Source organism: Marinibaculum pumilum (assembly GCF_042646425.1).
In the GTDB taxonomy this organism is placed as follows: Bacteria; Pseudomonadota; Alphaproteobacteria; order Ferrovibrionales; family Ferrovibrionaceae; genus Marinibaculum; species Marinibaculum pumilum.
The window spans coordinates 213,088-227,981 of sequence record NZ_JBHRTR010000015.1 but is presented as its reverse complement, the minus strand read 5'-3'; the positions used below and the strand labels follow the sequence as shown (position 1 = coordinate 227,981).

At 69.5% G+C, this 14,894-nt stretch carries 14 protein-coding genes; 8 read left to right on the top strand and 6 right to left on the bottom strand.

Going from position 1 to position 14,894, the window contains the following annotated elements; genetic code table 11:
- Window positions 1–19 precede the first annotated feature (19 nt).
- The 5 genes from ACFOGJ_RS05890 (at window position 20) to ACFOGJ_RS05870 (ending at window position 6,309) form a co-directional block, all read left to right on the top strand.
- Entirely contained in the window at window positions 20–1,228 is a 1,209-nt protein-coding gene (locus ACFOGJ_RS05890) for an acyl-CoA dehydrogenase family protein (protein WP_379898875.1), read from the top strand.
- Window positions 1,228–2,694 carry an oxidoreductase gene (locus ACFOGJ_RS05885; RefSeq protein WP_379898874.1) on the top strand — a complete coding sequence of 489 codons (1,467 nt, stop codon included), beginning with the start codon at window positions 1,228–1,230 and terminating at the stop codon, window positions 2,692–2,694. Before ACFOGJ_RS05890 ends, ACFOGJ_RS05885 begins: the two co-directional genes overlap by 1 nt.
- Before the next feature lie 36 nt (window positions 2,695–2,730).
- Window positions 2,731–4,410, top strand: coding sequence for an AMP-binding protein (locus ACFOGJ_RS05880; RefSeq protein WP_379898873.1), 1,680 nt, complete (start codon window positions 2,731–2,733; stop codon window positions 4,408–4,410).
- A gap of 202 nt (window positions 4,411–4,612) precedes the next feature.
- Window positions 4,613–5,035: an EF-hand domain-containing protein gene (locus ACFOGJ_RS05875; RefSeq protein ID WP_379898872.1), complete on the top strand. Its 423-nt coding sequence runs from the start codon at window positions 4,613–4,615 to the stop codon at window positions 5,033–5,035.
- A gap of 194 nt (window positions 5,036–5,229) precedes the next feature.
- Window positions 5,230–6,309 carry a GGDEF domain-containing protein gene (locus tag ACFOGJ_RS05870; RefSeq protein ID WP_379898871.1) on the top strand — a complete coding sequence of 360 codons (1,080 nt, stop codon included), beginning with the start codon at window positions 5,230–5,232 and terminating at the stop codon, window positions 6,307–6,309.
- A 98-nt stretch (window positions 6,310–6,407) separates the two neighbouring features.
- On the opposite strand, the gene ACFOGJ_RS05865 is transcribed toward ACFOGJ_RS05870, so the two are convergent.
- The 5 genes from ACFOGJ_RS05865 to cysE all read right to left on the bottom strand — a co-directional run bounded on the left by ACFOGJ_RS05865 (window position 6,408) and on the right by cysE (window position 9,753).
- Window positions 6,408–6,785, bottom strand: a complete 378-nt coding sequence (locus ACFOGJ_RS05865; protein WP_379898870.1) for a TfoX/Sxy family protein — start codon at window positions 6,783–6,785, stop codon at window positions 6,408–6,410.
- Window positions 6,786–6,805: 20 nt separating this feature from the next.
- Window positions 6,806–7,138 carry a ferredoxin family 2Fe-2S iron-sulfur cluster binding protein gene (locus ACFOGJ_RS05860; protein ID WP_379898869.1) on the bottom strand — a complete coding sequence of 111 codons (333 nt, stop codon included), beginning with the start codon at window positions 7,136–7,138 and terminating at the stop codon, window positions 6,806–6,808.
- Between the two features lie 122 nt (window positions 7,139–7,260).
- On the bottom strand, window positions 7,261–8,430 hold the full coding sequence (locus ACFOGJ_RS05855; RefSeq protein WP_379898868.1) for a cysteine desulfurase family protein: 1,170 nt from the start codon (window positions 8,428–8,430) through the stop codon (window positions 7,261–7,263).
- Window positions 8,431–8,463: 33 nt separating this feature from the next.
- Window positions 8,464–9,033 carry an RrF2 family transcriptional regulator gene (locus ACFOGJ_RS05850; protein WP_379898867.1) on the bottom strand — a complete coding sequence of 190 codons (570 nt, stop codon included), beginning with the start codon at window positions 9,031–9,033 and terminating at the stop codon, window positions 8,464–8,466.
- Between the two features lie 3 nt (window positions 9,034–9,036).
- On the bottom strand, window positions 9,037–9,753 hold the full coding sequence (gene cysE, locus ACFOGJ_RS05845) for a serine O-acetyltransferase (RefSeq protein ID WP_379898866.1): 717 nt from the start codon (window positions 9,751–9,753) through the stop codon (window positions 9,037–9,039).
- A 600-nt stretch (window positions 9,754–10,353) separates the two neighbouring features.
- On the opposite strand from cysE, the gene ACFOGJ_RS05840 reads away from it, so the two are divergent.
- Window positions 10,354–11,007, top strand: coding sequence for an alpha/beta hydrolase (locus ACFOGJ_RS05840; RefSeq protein WP_379898865.1), 654 nt, complete (start codon window positions 10,354–10,356; stop codon window positions 11,005–11,007).
- Window positions 11,008–11,025: 18 nt separating this feature from the next.
- On the opposite strand, the gene ACFOGJ_RS05835 is transcribed toward ACFOGJ_RS05840, so the two are convergent.
- Window positions 11,026–12,156 (bottom strand): anhydro-N-acetylmuramic acid kinase, encoded by a 1,131-nt coding sequence (locus ACFOGJ_RS05835; RefSeq protein ID WP_379898864.1) that lies wholly within the window; start codon window positions 12,154–12,156, stop codon window positions 11,026–11,028.
- Window positions 12,157–12,200: 44 nt separating this feature from the next.
- On the opposite strand from ACFOGJ_RS05835, the gene ACFOGJ_RS05830 reads away from it, so the two are divergent.
- Both ACFOGJ_RS05830 and ACFOGJ_RS05825 read left to right on the top strand, forming a co-directional pair.
- The gene (locus tag ACFOGJ_RS05830) at window positions 12,201–13,268 is read left to right on the top strand and encodes a ligase-associated DNA damage response exonuclease (protein WP_449288574.1); all 1,068 of its coding nucleotides are present in this window, start codon (window positions 12,201–12,203) and stop codon (window positions 13,266–13,268) included.
- Window positions 13,261–14,892 carry a cisplatin damage response ATP-dependent DNA ligase gene (locus ACFOGJ_RS05825; RefSeq protein ID WP_379898863.1) on the top strand — a complete coding sequence of 544 codons (1,632 nt, stop codon included), beginning with the start codon at window positions 13,261–13,263 and terminating at the stop codon, window positions 14,890–14,892. Before ACFOGJ_RS05830 ends, ACFOGJ_RS05825 begins: the two co-directional genes overlap by 8 nt.
- The last annotated feature ends 2 nt before the right edge of the window (window positions 14,893–14,894 follow it).

The window sequence follows — 14,894 nt, the reverse complement described above, 5'->3', positions numbered from 1 at the left end:
CAGATGGGGACTACCGGACATGCCTGACAGGTCATACCTCGACTGGCCGTTCTTCACGGACGCCCATCGCGACCTTGCCGGCCGGCTGGAAGCGTTCGCCGCCGCGCATTTCGACGACCATGACGACGAAGGCGACGTGTTCGACTTCGCGAAGTCCTGCGTGTCCGCGCTGGGCGAAGCCGGCTTCCTGAAGCTGACCGTGCCGGCGGAAGCCGGCGGGACGCACGAACGGCTGGACGTGCGATCGCTCTGCCTGGCACGGGAGATCCTGGGCTATCGCCACGGCATCGCCGACTTCTCATTCGTGATGCAGGGCCTGGGCAGCGGCCCGATCACCCTGTTCGGCACGCCGGAACAGCGCGCCCGCCACCTGCCGGCGATCGGCGAGGGCCGCGCCATCGCCGCCCTGGCGATGTCGGAGCGCAATGCCGGCTCCGACGTCGCCAACATCTCCACCACCGCAGTGGAGGATGGCGACAGCTACGTCCTGAACGGGGAGAAGACCTGGATCTCGAATGCCGGCATCGCCAATGTCTATTCGGTGATCGCACGGCTGGGCGATGCGCCCGGCGCGAAGGGCCTGGCCGCCTTCATCGTGGAGGCCGACCGCCCCGGCTTCGAGGTCGCGGAGCGGATCGACGTGATGGCGCCGCATCCGCTGGGCACCCTGCGCTTCACCGACTGCCGGATCCCGAAGGCGAACCTGCTGGGCAAGCCCGGCGAGGGCTTCAAGATCGCCATGTCCAACCTGGACATTTTCCGCTCCACCGTCGGCGCCGCCGCCCTGGGCTTCGCGCGCCGCGCGCTGGACGAGGCGCTGGCCCGCGCCGACGATCGCAAGGTGTTCGGCCAGCGGCTGTCGGACTTCCAGCTGACCCAGGCGAAGATCGGCGAGATGGCGACGATGGTCGACGCCTCCGCCCTGTTGGTCTACCGCGCCGCCTGGACGAAGGATTCCGGCGCCGCCCGGGTCACGCGGGAGGCCAGCATGGCGAAGATGTACGCGACCGAGGCGGCGCAGAAGGTGATCGACGAGGCGGTGCAGCTCTGGGGCGGCATGGGCGTCGTCTCCGGCAACATGGTGGAGCGGCTGTACCGGGAGATCCGCGCGCTGCGCATCTACGAGGGCACGACGGAGATCAACAAGCTGGTGATCTCCGGCCAGACCTACCAGCAGTACCGGCAGGGCAATGCCGGTCCGGCAGGAAAATCCGCGGGAGGCGCCTGATGAAGCTGCTTCAGCCGCTCGACATCAACGGCATGGTGCTGCCCAACCGGGTGGCGGTGCCGGCGATGGTGACCCGTCTTTCCGGCGAGGACGGGCATGTCAACCAGGACATCATCGACCGCTATGTCCGCTATGCGCAGGGCCATGTCGGCCTGATCGTGGTGGAGGCGACCGCCGTCCATTCCAACAAGTCCGGGCCGCTGCTGCGGCTGTCGGAGGACGCGTTCGTCGCCGGCCACCGCGACCTGGCGCGGCAGGTGCACGACACCTCCGACTCCAAGGTGGTGCCGCAGATCATCCATTTCCTGAAGGTGGCCAGGTCCGGCTGGCGGCAGACCATCGACAGCCTCAGCGAGGCGGATATCGAGACCATCATCGGCCAGTTCGCGGACGCCGCCTACCGTGCGGCTGAGGCCGGCTATGACGGCATCGAACTGCACTCGGCACATGCCTATACGCTGTCTTCCTTCCTGTCGCGCCACAACCCGCGCCGCGATGCCTTCGACGGCCGCACCCTGGAGGGCCGGCTGGCGATGTTCGGCCGGGTGATGGCGGCGGTGCGTGGCGCCGTCGGCAGTGGCTTTCCGGTCGGCGTCCGCTTCCTGGCGGAGGAGGCGATCAAGGACGGCTACACGGTGGAAGATGCCAAGCGCATCGCCCTGCGCATGGCGCAATGCGGCGTCGACTACATCTCGCTGTCGGTCGGCGGCAAGTTCGAGGATGCCGTCCATCGCGACGGCCAGCCGCTCTATCCCTATACCGGCTATTCCGGCGACCGCTGCATGCCGGGCGACCTGTACCCGCCCCTGCCCCACGCCCACCTGGCGGCTGCGATCAAGGCCTATATCAACGACAAGGGACACAAGGTTCCGGTGATCTCGGTCGGCAAGATCAGCGACCCGTCCGACGCGGAGGCCCTGCTGCAGGAGGGGAAGGCGGACATCGTCGGAATGGCGCGCCAGCTGCTCGCCGATCCCGACTGGGTGCGAAAGGTGGAGGACGCACGCAGCGACCAGATCCTGCGCTGCATCTACTGCAATGTCTGCAAGGCGCTGGACGAGAACTTCAAGGAGGTTCACTGCTTCCTCTGGCCGAAGGGCGCGCGGCAGGCGCCACCCGACCGGCCCGATGCCTCCGGCCCCGACTGGGGCGACGGTGCCGGCCTGCGCGCGGAGCTGCGCGATGGCCAGGTGCGGCTGTCCTGGAACAAGGCGCGGGGCGACGTCACGGGCTATGACGTCTATCGCGCGGAGGCCCCGGGCGAGGCCACCTGCGTCGAAGCGGTGAAGTCGACGAAGTTCGCCGACCGCAACGTGCTGGGCGGGCTCAGCTACCTCTACTACGTGCGTGCCTACGATGCCGCCGGCCGCGCCAGCGCGCCCTCGAACGTGGTTCAGGTCGACATGCCCCTGCCCGACTTCGTGCCCATCCCCGGGCGGACAGCTGCATTGTCGCAGGTCGACTGATCGCCAGCCCCATCGATCCGCGAGGTTCCAGGACCCATGCCCGACAGCGCAACCTTGCCCGACAGCGCCATATTGAAGGCGACCGCCCATGTCGACAGCTTCGCACGCGACAACCTGCCGCCGCGCGAGCAATGGCCGGAGATCGACCTGACCGGCGTGCCTGAACTCGGCGCCTATCCGGAATGGCTGAACTGTGCGTCCGAGCTGCTTGACCGGCAGGCGGAGGTACATGGCGACCGCCCGGCCTTCCGTACCGAGACGATGGTCTGGACCTACCGGGAGCTGCGGGAGAAGGTCGACCGCATCGCCCATGTGCTGGTCGACGATCTGGGCGTGGTTCCGGGCAACCGGGTGCTGCTGCGGGCACCCAACAACCCGATGTACGTGGCCTGCTGGTTCGCGGTGATGAAAGTCGGCGCCGTCGCGGTGGCGACCATGCCGCTGCTGCGCTGGCGCGAGCTGACCTTCATGGCGCAGAAGGCCAGGATCCATGTCGCGCTGTGCGATTCCCGCCTGGCCGAGGAGATGGAGCAGACCCTGCAGCGCAGCGACGATCTGAAGCGCGTGGTCTACTTCAACGGCGGCGGTTCGGCGGCGGACGACCTGCCCGACGGGCTGGAGGCGCTGATGGCGACCAAGCCGCCCCGGTTCCAGACGGTGCGCACCGCCGCCGAGGACGTCTGCCTGATCGCCTTCACCTCCGGCACCACCGGCCAGCCGAAAGGCTGCATGCATTTCCACCGCGACATCATGGCGGTCTGCGACACCTTCAACCGCTATGTGCTGCGACCCGGGCCGGACGACATATTCACCGGCAGCCCGCCCATCGCCTTCACCTTCGGCCTCGGCGCGCAGGTGCTGTTCCCGATGCATGCCGGTGCCTCCACCCTGCTGGTGGAGCAGTACAACCCCACCAAGACCCTGGAGATGATCCAGCGGCACGGGGTGACGGTGCTGTTCACCGCGCCGACCGCCTATCGCAGCATGCTGGACCTGCTGGGCGGTTACGACCTGTCCAGCCTGAAGCAGTGCGTGTCGGCCGGCGAGACGCTGCCGAAGCCGACCTGGGATGCCTGGTACGAAAGCACCGGCATCCGGATCATCGACGGGCTCGGCTCCACCGAGATGCTGCACATCTTCATTGCCACTGCCGGCGACGAGATCCGGCCCGGGGCGACGGGGCGCGCGATTCCGGGCTTCCAGGCCTGCATCTTCGACGCGGAGGGCCGGCCGGCACCGCCGAACACCGTGGGCCGGCTGGCGATCCGCGGCCCCACCGGCTGCCGCTACCTGGACAATGCCGAACGGCAGCAGAGCTATGTCCAGCAGGGCTGGAACTTCACCGGCGATTCCTACATGGCGGACGAGGACGGCTACTACTGGTACCAGGCCCGAACCGACGACATGATCATCTCCGCCGGCTACAACATCAGCGGCCCGGAAGTGGAAGCGGTCCTGCTGCTGCACGACAAGGTCAGGGACTGCGCCGTGATTGGTGCCCCCGACGCGGCCCGCGGGCAGATCGTGAAGGCCTTCGTCGTGCTGCGGGAAGGGGTCGATCCGTCGCCGGAACTGGCCCGGGAACTGCAGGACTTCGCCAAGGCGGAGATCGCCCCCTACAAGTATCCGCGCGCGATCGAGTTCGTCACCGACCTGCCGCGCACCCAGACCGGCAAGGTGCAGCGCTTCGTGCTGCGGGAGCAGGAGGCCGGTTAGCGCCAGCCCGGCCTGCCCGGCCATCTGCCCAACCATCTGGCCGGTCTTCGGACGGGTACCGGCGGGGCCCGTATTGCGCGGTCCCGATGCGCTTCGCATAATCTTGGCTACCCAGAAGGCGCCGTCTGCCCGGCGTACGTACCGGCCGGGTCGGCGCGAGCCGCACCGGACCTGTCGAACCAAGCCTGAGGAAGCAAGACAGATGCGCGTTCCGCACGCCCGAGATGCCCGCCGCCCGATCCTGTCGTCCCGCGCGACATTGGCCTTGTGCGCGGCACTGCTGGCAATGGCCGTCGGTGGCCCGCCGTTGCTCGCCCAGACCAACGAGGCCGATGCCGCCTTCGCCCTGACCGACCGCAACCAGGACGGCATGGTCGATGCGGAGGAATACCGGAACCGGCTGGTGGAGGTGTTCTATTTCTCCGACAAGGATGTCGACGGCGTCCTGATGATCACCGAGCTGCCCGGCGCGGCGCCATCGGAATACGCAGCCGCCGACCGCAACGGCGATGGCAAGCTCTCGCAGGAGGAGTTCGTCGGCCACCAGATGCAGGGCTTTTCCGGCGCCGACACAAACGGCGACGGCAAGCTGTCGGAGCAGGAAGTCGGCGCCTGGAAGCCCTGACCGTCGCGCGCGCGGAAGCATCGGACCGTCTTTTGGCGGCTATTCATCGGCGGCCGCTTGATGCAAGGTTGCCCTAGAGGCGTAGCCGTTGCCCCCTCTGCCTGCCCGGCCCCGTCGCGGCCGGCGGACGCGTGACCTCGACACCGCCCTGTTGCGCCATTGGGTTCCGGCACCGAGAGAACTGCAGACCGCATATGATCAACGACGAGGCCTCAGATCCGCCGGAACGGAGCGCCGATCTCGCCGCGCAGGCCATGGAGTCGATGGTGGAGCACGAAATGGCCCCATCACCGAGGAACTTCCGGCTGTGGTACAACTATCACGCGGACAGGCCCGTCGGGCTGCGGCGGGCGCTCGATGTCGTGATCGCGAATCATCAGGTGTTCACGGAAAAGACCGTCGCCGACATCTATGACCAGTTTTTCGGCGTCGACGACCAGCAGGTCTCCCTGACCGAGATCGCGGACCGGCTGGAGAGCACGATGTCCAAGGTGCAGGCCTTCGTCGGCACCGCGGAAGGCGACACAAAGGCCTATGGCCAGGCGCTGGAGAACTTCACCGGCCAGATGACGGTCAGCGTGAAGGACAGCACCAGCCTGACCTCGCTGATCACCAATCTGATCACCGATACCAAGGAGATGCAGGTCCAGACCCGCACCCTGGAGGAGCGACTGCACAAGTCGACCCGCGAGATCGAGGAACTGCGCAAGAGCGTCGACGAGCTGAAGCACGAGGCGGAGACCGATGCCCTGACCGGGGTCGCCAACCGCAAGTCGTTCGACGAACAGCTGATGCGGCTGGCCGACCTCGCCGAGGAAAGCGGCACGCCGCTGTCGCTGCTGCTGGTCGACATCGACCATTTCAAGACCTTCAACGACACTTGGGGCCACCAGGTCGGCGACCAGGTGCTGAAACTGATGGCGCGCACCCTGGTCGAAAACGTCAAGGGACAGGACTTCCCCGCCCGCTACGGCGGCGAGGAATTCGCCATCCTGTTGCCGGGCACCACCCTGGCGGACGCCGTCATCGTCGCCAACACGATCCGCACCGCGCTGCAGGGCAAGAAGCTGGTGAAGAAGAGCACCGGCGAGGATATGGGCCGGATCACGATCTCGATCGGCGCCGCAGTCTATGCGCCGGGCGAGACCCTGCCCGGCTTCGTCCATCGCGCGGACGAGGCCCTGTACGGCGCAAAGCGCGCCGGCCGCAACCGGGTGGTCAGCGAACGCGAACTGCCGGAGACGGCGGGCGCCGCCAAGAGTCCGGCCGTCTGACCGGCCGCCGGTCGCGGACACCGGTCCGGCCACAGCAAGCCATCGCCGCTCGCGCGCCTATGGGCTTCAGCGGCTCTGGACTTCAGCGCCTCAGGACTTCAGCGCCTCAGGGCCGGCCGCCGACGGCGCGGCGCAGGGCGGTTCAGCCGGGCATGGATCGCGATGTCCAGCGACTGCTGCGCCCAGTCCATCAGCTCCGACCGGTCGTCGTGCAGGTGCGGCGGCAGTTCGTAGTAGCTCATCGAGGCCACCCGGCCGTTGCCATCCTCGTAGCAGAACGGCTCACAGCCCAGGGCCCTGAAGGCGCCGCTGCTGTCCGGCCCGGCCTTCAGGTAGAGGGTGTCGTCGGCAATCAGTGCGAACATCGCGCCCCGGCAATAGACGCCGGCCCCGCCGAACATGCGGCGGATGACGATTGGGCCCATAGGCTCCAGGAGGTCCTGGACATAGGCCTCGAACTCCATGCTGACAGACATCGAAACGGCCCCCGCTCGGATCAGCTGTCCATCAGGTTGCGGGTGGCGGTCGGCAGCCTGACGGTGAGCCCGTCCAGCGCCTCCGTCATCTCGATCTGGCAGCCGAGGCGCGAGGTCGGCTCGAGCCCGAAGGCCAGGTCGAGCATGTCCTGCTCATCCTCCTCCGCCGGCTTCAGCTTCTTGTACCAGTCGGGCTCGACGATGACATGGCAGGTGGAACAGGCGAGCGACCCCTCACAGGCACCTTCGAGGTCGACGCCGTGCAGATGTGCAATTTCCATCACCGACAGCCCGGTCGGTGCATCGACGTCCTGCCGCTCACCTTCCGGCGTGATGAAGACCATTCTGGGCATCCGGAACTCCTTTACGGCGCGATATACCGTTCACGCCGCAGGGCGGCAAGATTGTATCGGCCGCCGGCGCGGTTGCCGTCGGGGCGAAGGGCCGGAACGGCGCCGATGTCGGGCAGCGCCGCTCAGGACGCGGCCAGCCGCTGCGCCGCGGCCCGCTCCGTTCCCGCCGAGCGACGCTGCCGGTCGCCGGCACGGCGGGCGATGGCGGCCCAGGCCTCGGCGAATCGCACCACCTCGTCGGCACTGCTGTCCCAGCCCAGGCTCACGCGGATCGTTTCCTGCGCCACCTCGGGCGCCAGCCCCATCGCCCGCAGCACATGGCTCGGCGCCACCTTGCCCGAGGAGCAGGCCGCGCCGGCACTGACGGCGAAACCGGCGAGGTCGAAAGCCATCACCTGGGTCTCTGCCGCCATGCCGGGCATGGTGATTGCCGCAGTGTTCGGCAGGCGCGGCGCGTCCCTGCCCTGGACGACGCCGCCCAGCGCCTGGATGCGCGCCTCCAGGTCCTGCCGCAGGGCGGTGACCCGGGGCAGCCAGCTGCGATCGGCGCTCGCTTCCAGTGCCGCGCCGAAACCGACGATGCCGGGGAGATTCTCGGTGCCGGCGCGGCGGCCGCGCTCCTGCCCGCCCCCCAGCATCTGCGCCTGCAGCCGCACATCGTCGGCCACCACCAGGGCGCCGACCCCCTGCGGACCGCCGATCTTGTGCGCCGAAAGAGTCATCAGGTCGGCGCCCAGCGCGCCGAAGTCCAGGTCGGTCTTTCCCAGACCCTGCACCGCATCGCAGAGCAGCAGCCCGCCGGCCGCGTGGACGATCTCCGCCGCCTCGGGCACCGGCTGGAGGGTACCGACCTCGTTGTTGGCCAGCATCACCGCCGCCAGGGCAGGCTGCGGCAGTTCCTGCAGGATCTCCTGCAGGGCATTCAGGTCCAGCCGGCCGTCGGCGGCGACCGGCACCACGCGGTGCGGCAGACCCAGGCGGCGGGCAGGCTCCAGCACCGATTCATGCTCCACGGCGCAGACCGCGACCGCGGCGGCACCTGCGCCGCGCAGGGCCAGATGGTTCGCCTCCGTGCCGCCGGAGGTGAAGACGATCTCTTCCGGCCGTGCCGCCACCGTGCCTGCCAGAAGCCGCCGCACGGCCTCCAGCGCCTGGCGGGCGCGCCGGCCGCTGCGATGCACGGATGACGGGTTACCGGGCCGCGACAGACAATCCGCCATCGCGGCTCCCACCCCCGGCCGCGCCGGTGCGGTGGCGTTGTAGTCGAAATAGACCTGCGGGGAATCGTTCATGTTGCCGGTACCTGCGCGACGACGGGTGCGCGATCAGATGGCGCCGTCGGCCGCCGGCGCGGTCACGGCCGAACCTGGCGCTGCAGGGCCCGCAGGCCCGGCCGGGCCGGTCCTCTCCCGCGATGCGAGGATGCCCTCGGGGATCCGGCCCGCCACCACATCCGCCAGGCTGACCTGTTCCAGGTAGCGCAGGGCGTGGCTGTGGAATGCGTCCCAGAGACGGCAGACCGGGCACTCGTCGCTGCCGCTGCCGTCACCGGAACCGCCGGCCGGCGCGCGGCCGCCGGTTGTATCGCAATCGGGTTCCACCGCCGCCATGATCGCTGCGATGCTGACGGTGCGGGCGTCGGGCATCAGGCAATAGCCGCCGCCGGGGCCGCGCACGCTGCGCACCAGCCCGGCACGGCGCAGCCGCACGAAGATCTGTTCCAGATAGCGCAGGGAAAGGTCGTGCCGGGCGGCGATTTCGCTCAGCGGCACCGGCGCCGAACAGTCCCGCAGGGCGATCTCCGTCAGGGCGAGGACGGCGTAATGCGCCCGGCCCTGCGGCCCGGCGCCGCCGGCGGGCCGGCGACCCCCTGTCGTGTCCAGCGAACGCGCCATACCTCAGGCGCAGCGCCGGGCTTCGGCGTCCGCTTCGCGCTGCTTCTCCAGGTCCTCGACCTTCTTCGACAGGCGCTCGACCTCCTGCGCCAGGGTGTCGATGGTCCGCAGCACCGGGTCGTTCACATCGCCGTTGCGCAGGCCGTAGTTCGGGAACGGCGAGACCTGCTCCGCCTCCGTCGGCTTGGCCCGGCCGGACACCCGGGCCGGAATACCGACAACCGTCGTCGCCGGTTCCACATCGCGGGTGACCACCGCATTGCCGCCAACCGAGGCGCCCTCGCCCACGGTGATCGGTCCCAGGACCTGGGCGCCGCAGCCGACGATGACCCGGTCCTTCAGGGTGGGATGGCGCTTGGTATTGGCCTGCGCCTGCGAATTCACCGCCGGAGCGGTGCCGCCCAGGGTGACCCCCTGGTACAGGGTGACATCGTCGCCGATCTCCGCCGTCTCGCCGATCACGACGCCCATGCCGTGGTCGATGAAGAAGCGCTGGCCGATTACCGCACCGGGATGGATCTCGATCCCGGTGATGGAGCGGGCGACCTGCGCCAGCCAGCGGGCCGGCAGGCGGATATTGCGCCGCCACAGCCAGTGGCAGAGGCGGTGCGAGGCAATGGCATGGAAGCCGGGATAGCAGAGGACCACCTCCAGGCGGCTGCGGGCCGCCGGGTCCCTCTGCATCACGGCATCGATATCGCTCGCCAGCATCTGCAGCATCGCTCATCCCCCGATCTCGACCCCATGGCGGTTCATTCCGCCCGGGACGCCGGCGTCCGGCATTGGCCATCGCCCCGCCAATGATCCGCCGGCTGCCCGGCAGCGCCATTGATCGGACACCGCAGCGAGCCAACATACAAAAGCGTCGGCCAGGGCCGACGGCCTCGAAAGGAAATGGCCATTGGCGGATGCGGGTCAAGCGATTTCTCGACTCCATGAGTCAAGATTAGGACACGCTGACATTTCCTCATGCGAAGATGGCCCGCGACAAAGGAAATTCTGGCATCCGGCGGCCGAGGGTCGTAGGTTGCCAGCCAATACCGGGAGCAGGACTTCGCGCCCGCTCTGCCGCCGCCGAGGGTGGCGGTCGACCGCGCAGCGACCGGCTGCCGGCACGGCGGGCCGGGCGCATCGGCGAGGTGCCCGGCCGCATCTGGATTTGGCTACCGGGTAGGACAGGGATTCGCAGAGGATCCGCGCACGTGGTTCCGCACCGGCAGGCGTCCGCAGTCCGGACCGCCCGCCGGCGGGGAACCGCCACAGGCGGGACCGCCGGCGACAGGCCGGCCCGGTCCAACCCCGTTCCGATTGGAGGAGCAATTGCCCGACGTCATCTTCAACGGCCCGGAAGGCCGCCTGGAAGGACGCTATCAGCACGGCAAGGCGCACAATGCGCCGATCGCCCTGATCCTTCACCCGCATCCGCGCTATGGCGGGACGATGAACAACAAGGTGGTCTATGCCCTGTACCACCTGTTCGCCCGCCGCGGCTTCTCGGTGCTGCGCTTCAACTCGCGCGGTGTCGGCCGAAGCCAGGGCACCTTCGACAACGGCCAGGGCGAACTCTCCGACGCGGCGTCCGCGCTGGACTGGATGCAGGCCTACAACCCGAATGCCGGCGCCTGCTGGATCGCCGGCTTCTCGTTCGGCGCCTGGATCGGCATGCAGCTGCTGATGCGCCGGCCGGAGATCACCGGCTTCATCTCCGTCGCCGCACCGGCCGGGATCTACGATTTCAGCTTCCTGGCCCCCTGCCCCTCGTCGGGCCTGTTCGTGCACGGCACGAAGGACGACGTCATCGCGGAAAACGAGGTCCAGAAGCTGGTCAACCGCCTGTCCAACCAGCGGGGCATCACCATCGACTACCAGTCGGTCGAAGGTGCCAACCACCTGTTCGAGGAAAATCTCGAGGAGATGTCGGCGGCGGTGGACCAGTATCTCGACAAGGTCTCCGCCCAGACCGAGCCAGCCTGACACGGCCGCAGGGCCCTGCTAGAGGGCAAGGCCGCCGGTCCCGCCAGGGGCAGGCGCAATCCGTCCGCCCGGCATCGGCCGGGCGGCACCGGTGGTGCCGGGCGTGGTGATCGCCAGGCCGCGCAGCCGGCGCACCGCCAGGAAGGCGAAGGCCTGGGCCTCCAGCGCATCCCCGTCCCAGCCCACCGCCTCCACCGGCGCGACCGGTGCCTGCAAACGCCGGCGCAACCGCTCCATCAGGCTGCGGTTGTGGCGCCCGCCGCCGCAGACCAGCCACCGCCGCGGCGGTACCGCCATGTGCCGCACCGCGGCGGATATGGCGGCGGCGGTCATTTCCGTCAGGGTCGCCGCCCCGTCGGCCGGCGACAGCCCGTCCGCCAGCGACAGCGGAAAACTGTTGCGGTCCAGCGACTTGGGCGGCGGCCGGCGGAACCAGTCCAGGGCAAGGAAGGCGTCCAGCCGCGCCGCATCCACCGAACCGCCAGCTGCCATGGCACCGCCCGCGTCCAGCGAGGAACCGGTATGGCGGCGCATCCAGTCGTCGATCAGGGCATTGCCCGGGCCGGTGTCGAAGGCGAGCATGGGCAACTCTTCCGCCGGCGCGCCGGACTGGCCCGGATGCGCCTGCGGCCCCAGATAGGTGACATTGGCCACCCCGCCGATGTTCAGGATGGCGAGGGGGCGCTCCAGTCCGCTTGCGAGGGCATCATGGAAGACCGGCACCAGCGGCGCGCCCTGCCCGCCCGCCCGCATGTCCGCCGTGCGGAAGTCGTACACCACATCGATCCCCAGGGCCGCGGCCAGCGCCGCCCCATCGCCGATCTGCACCGTCTGGCCGGCATCCGGGTCGTGATGCACGGTATGGCCGTGAAAGCCCACGACGGCGACATCCGCCGGCGCGATGGCATGCTCCGCCAGGAAGGCGGTGACGGCCCGGGCATGCGCCACCGTCACCGCCGCTTCCGCCGCGGCCAGGCGGTCGGGATCGGTTTCTCCCAGCACCGCGCGGATCGCCTCCCGCACCGCCGGGTCGTAGGGATAGGTCGCGGAGGCGCCGCTGCCGAGGACCCGCTGCCCGTCGGTGCGCAGCGCGGCCACGTCGATCCCGTCCAGGGAGGTCCCGCTCATCGTTCCGATCGCCCAGCGCATGGTGGCAGCATGGCCGATCCGGCCGGGCCCTGCCAGGGGCCGGCATGATGCGCCCCGAGGACTGGATCGCACCGGCCCCGCCGGGCGGCGGCGGTGGCCTCCTGGTCGCGCCGGGGGGCTATCACATCGATCCCTCGCGCCCGGTCGACCGCGCCGTGATCACCCACGGCCATGCCGACCATGCACGCGCCGGGCATGGCCATGTGCTGGCCACGCCGGAAACCATCGCGATCATGCGCAGCCGCTACGGCGACGGCGCGGCCCGGCACTTCCAGGCCCTGCCCTGCGGCGAGCCCCTGACGATCGGCGAGACCCGCCTGACCCTGCATCCCGCCGGTCATATCCTGGGCAGCGCCATGGCGGTGGTGGAGCATCGCGGCTGCCGGGTGGCGGTGTCGGGCGACTACAAGCGCCGCCGCGACCCGACCTGCGCGCCATTCGAACCGGTGCGGTGCGATGTCTTCGTCACCGAGGCGACCTTCGGCCTGCCGGTCTTCCGCCATCCCGACGATGCCGCGGAGATCGGCAAGCTGCTCGCCTCCCTGCGCCTGTTCCCGGAGCGCACCCATCTGGTCGGCGTCTATGCCCTGGGCAAGTGCCAGCGGCTGATCCGCCTGCTGCGCGAGGCGGGCCATGACCGCCCGATCTGGCTGCACGGTGCGCTGCAGGCACTCTGCGACCTGTATGAGGCGCATGGCATCGCCCTCGGACCGCTGCGGCCGGTGGCAGAGGCGCCGGACCGCGACACCTTGCGAGGCGAGATCGTGCTGGCACCGCCGTCGGCCGCCGGCGACCGCTGGCTGCGGCGGCTGCCGGATCCGCGCATCGCGATGGCCTCAGGCTGGATGCGGGTGCGCGCCCGCGCCCGGCAGCGGAATGCGGAACTGCCGCTGGTGATCTCCGACCATGCGGACTGGGACGAGCTCCTGCAGACGATCGCGGAGATGGGCGCGCCCGAGGTCTGGATCACCCATGGCCGCGAGGAGGCGCTGATGCATGCCGCGACGGCCGCAGGCCATCGCGCCCGCGCCCTGGCCCTGGTGGGTCGTGGCGACGAGGACGAGGAGCCCGACCTGTCTGCCCCTGGCGCGACGGACAGCGCCGATGCGTGACTTCGCGGCGCTGATCGAAGGGCTGGCCTTCACGCCGGGACGCAACGGCAAGCTGCGCCTGATCGCCGACTATCTGGCCCGCACGCCGGACCCGGCCCGCGGCTATGGCCTGGCGGCCCTGACCGGCGACCTGAGCTTTCGCCAGGTGAAGCCGGCAGCGATCCGCGCCCTGATCGCGGAGCGCACCGACCCGGTGCTGTTCGGCTGGTCCTACGACTATGTCGGCGACCTGGCGGAGACGGTCAGCCTGATGTGGCCGGCATCCGCGCCGGCGGGCCAGGCCCCGACCCTGACGCAGGTCGTCGAGCGCTTCGCGGCCGCCCGACGGGGCGAGGTCCCGGCACTGCTCGACGGCTGGCTCTCCGCCCTGGACGAGAGCGGCCGCTTCGCCCTGCTGAAGCTGGTCACGGGCGGCATGCGGGTCGGCGTTTCGGCCCGCCTGGCAAAGCTTGCCCTGGCCGAGTGGGGTAAGGTCGATATCAATGAAATAGAGGAGTTATGGCACGGTTTTGAACCACCATATGAGGAATTGTTCGTATGGCTGGATGGTCGTGGGCCGCGCCCCGTGCCGGCCACCGGGCTGGGCTTCCGGCCGCTGATGCTGTCCAACCCGCTGGACGAGGCGGCGCTGGCAGGCATGGACCCGGCGGCCTACCGGGCGGAGTACAAGTGGGACGGCGCCAGGGTGCAGCTGGCGGCGGAAAACAACCGGGTGCGGATCTATTCCCGCGCCGGCGACGAGATCTCTGCCGCCTTCCCCGACCTGGCCGATGCGGCGATGGGCCTGCATGCGGTGCTGGACGGCGAGCTGCTGGTGGCGGATGCCGGGACGGCGCCCGACGGGGTCGCGATCCGCCCTTTCAACGACCTGCAGCAGCGCCTGAACCGCAAGAAGGTGACCGCCCCGCTGATGCGCACGCACCCGGCCCATCTGCGGCTCTACGACATCCTGTTCGAAGGCGATGAGGACCTGCGGCCGCTGCCCTTCGATGCCCGCCGCGCCCGGCTGGAGGCCTGGCAGGCGCGCACGCAACCCGACCGCATGGACCTGTCGCCGCTGGTGCCGTTTGCGGACTGGGAAGAGCTGGCGGAGCTGCGCAGCGTATTGCGCGACGCTTCGGTGGAAGGGCTGATGCTGAAGCAGGGCGACAGCCCCTACCTGCCCGGCCGGCCGAAGGGACCCTGGTTCAAGTGGAAGCGGACCGCGCTGACCCTGGACTGCGTCCTGATGTATGCGCAGCGCGGCCACGGCAAGCGGTCGTCGTTCTATTCCGACTTCACCTTCGGCGCCTGGCGCGACGGCGAGGCCGGGCGCGAGCTGACCCCGGTGGGCAAGGCCTATTTCGGCTTCACCGATGCGGAACTGGTGGAGCTCGACCGCTGGGTGCGGCGGAACACCGTCAACCGCTTCGGCCCGGTGCGCGAAGTGGAGCCCGGCCTGGTGCTGGAGGTCGCCTTCGACAGCGTGCAGCGTTCCCGCCGGCATAAGTCGGGGCTGGCGATGCGCTTTCCCCGGATCTCGCGGATCCGCTGGGAAAAGCCGGCGGAGGAAGCCGACCGGCTGGAAAGCCTGGAGGCGATGCTGCCTGACTCGCTGCTCGCCGGGGCGGCGCCAGCCGATTAGTT

Excerpts from the sequence above, each read along its gene's own strand:
- ACFOGJ_RS05830 (WP_449288574.1), top strand. The coding sequence starts at position 12,201 with ATGATGCGCCCCGAGGACTGGATCGCACCGGCCCCGCCGGGCGGCGGC.
- ACFOGJ_RS05865 (WP_379898870.1), bottom strand. The coding sequence starts at position 6,785 with ATGTCTGTCAGCATGGAGTTCGAGGCCTATGTCCAGGACCTCCTGGAG.
- ACFOGJ_RS05850 (WP_379898867.1), bottom strand. The coding sequence starts at position 9,033 with ATGGCGCGTTCGCTGGACACGACAGGGGGTCGCCGGCCCGCCGGCGGC.
- ACFOGJ_RS05885 (WP_379898874.1), top strand. The coding sequence starts at position 1,228 with ATGAAGCTGCTTCAGCCGCTCGACATCAACGGCATGGTGCTGCCCAAC.
- ACFOGJ_RS05855 (WP_379898868.1), bottom strand. The coding sequence starts at position 8,430 with ATGAACGATTCCCCGCAGGTCTATTTCGACTACAACGCCACCGCACCG.
- ACFOGJ_RS05880 (WP_379898873.1), top strand. The coding sequence starts at position 2,731 with ATGCCCGACAGCGCAACCTTGCCCGACAGCGCCATATTGAAGGCGACC.
- ACFOGJ_RS05870 (WP_379898871.1), top strand. The coding sequence starts at position 5,230 with ATGATCAACGACGAGGCCTCAGATCCGCCGGAACGGAGCGCCGATCTC.
- ACFOGJ_RS05860 (WP_379898869.1), bottom strand. The coding sequence starts at position 7,138 with ATGCCCAGAATGGTCTTCATCACGCCGGAAGGTGAGCGGCAGGACGTC.
- ACFOGJ_RS05835 (WP_379898864.1), bottom strand. The coding sequence starts at position 12,156 with ATGCGCTGGGCGATCGGAACGATGAGCGGGACCTCCCTGGACGGGATC.
- ACFOGJ_RS05825 (WP_379898863.1), top strand. The coding sequence starts at position 13,261 with ATGCGTGACTTCGCGGCGCTGATCGAAGGGCTGGCCTTCACGCCGGGA.
- ACFOGJ_RS05890 (WP_379898875.1), top strand. The coding sequence starts at position 20 with ATGCCTGACAGGTCATACCTCGACTGGCCGTTCTTCACGGACGCCCAT.
- cysE (WP_379898866.1), bottom strand. The coding sequence starts at position 9,753 with ATGCTGCAGATGCTGGCGAGCGATATCGATGCCGTGATGCAGAGGGAC.
- ACFOGJ_RS05875 (WP_379898872.1), top strand. The coding sequence starts at position 4,613 with ATGCGCGTTCCGCACGCCCGAGATGCCCGCCGCCCGATCCTGTCGTCC.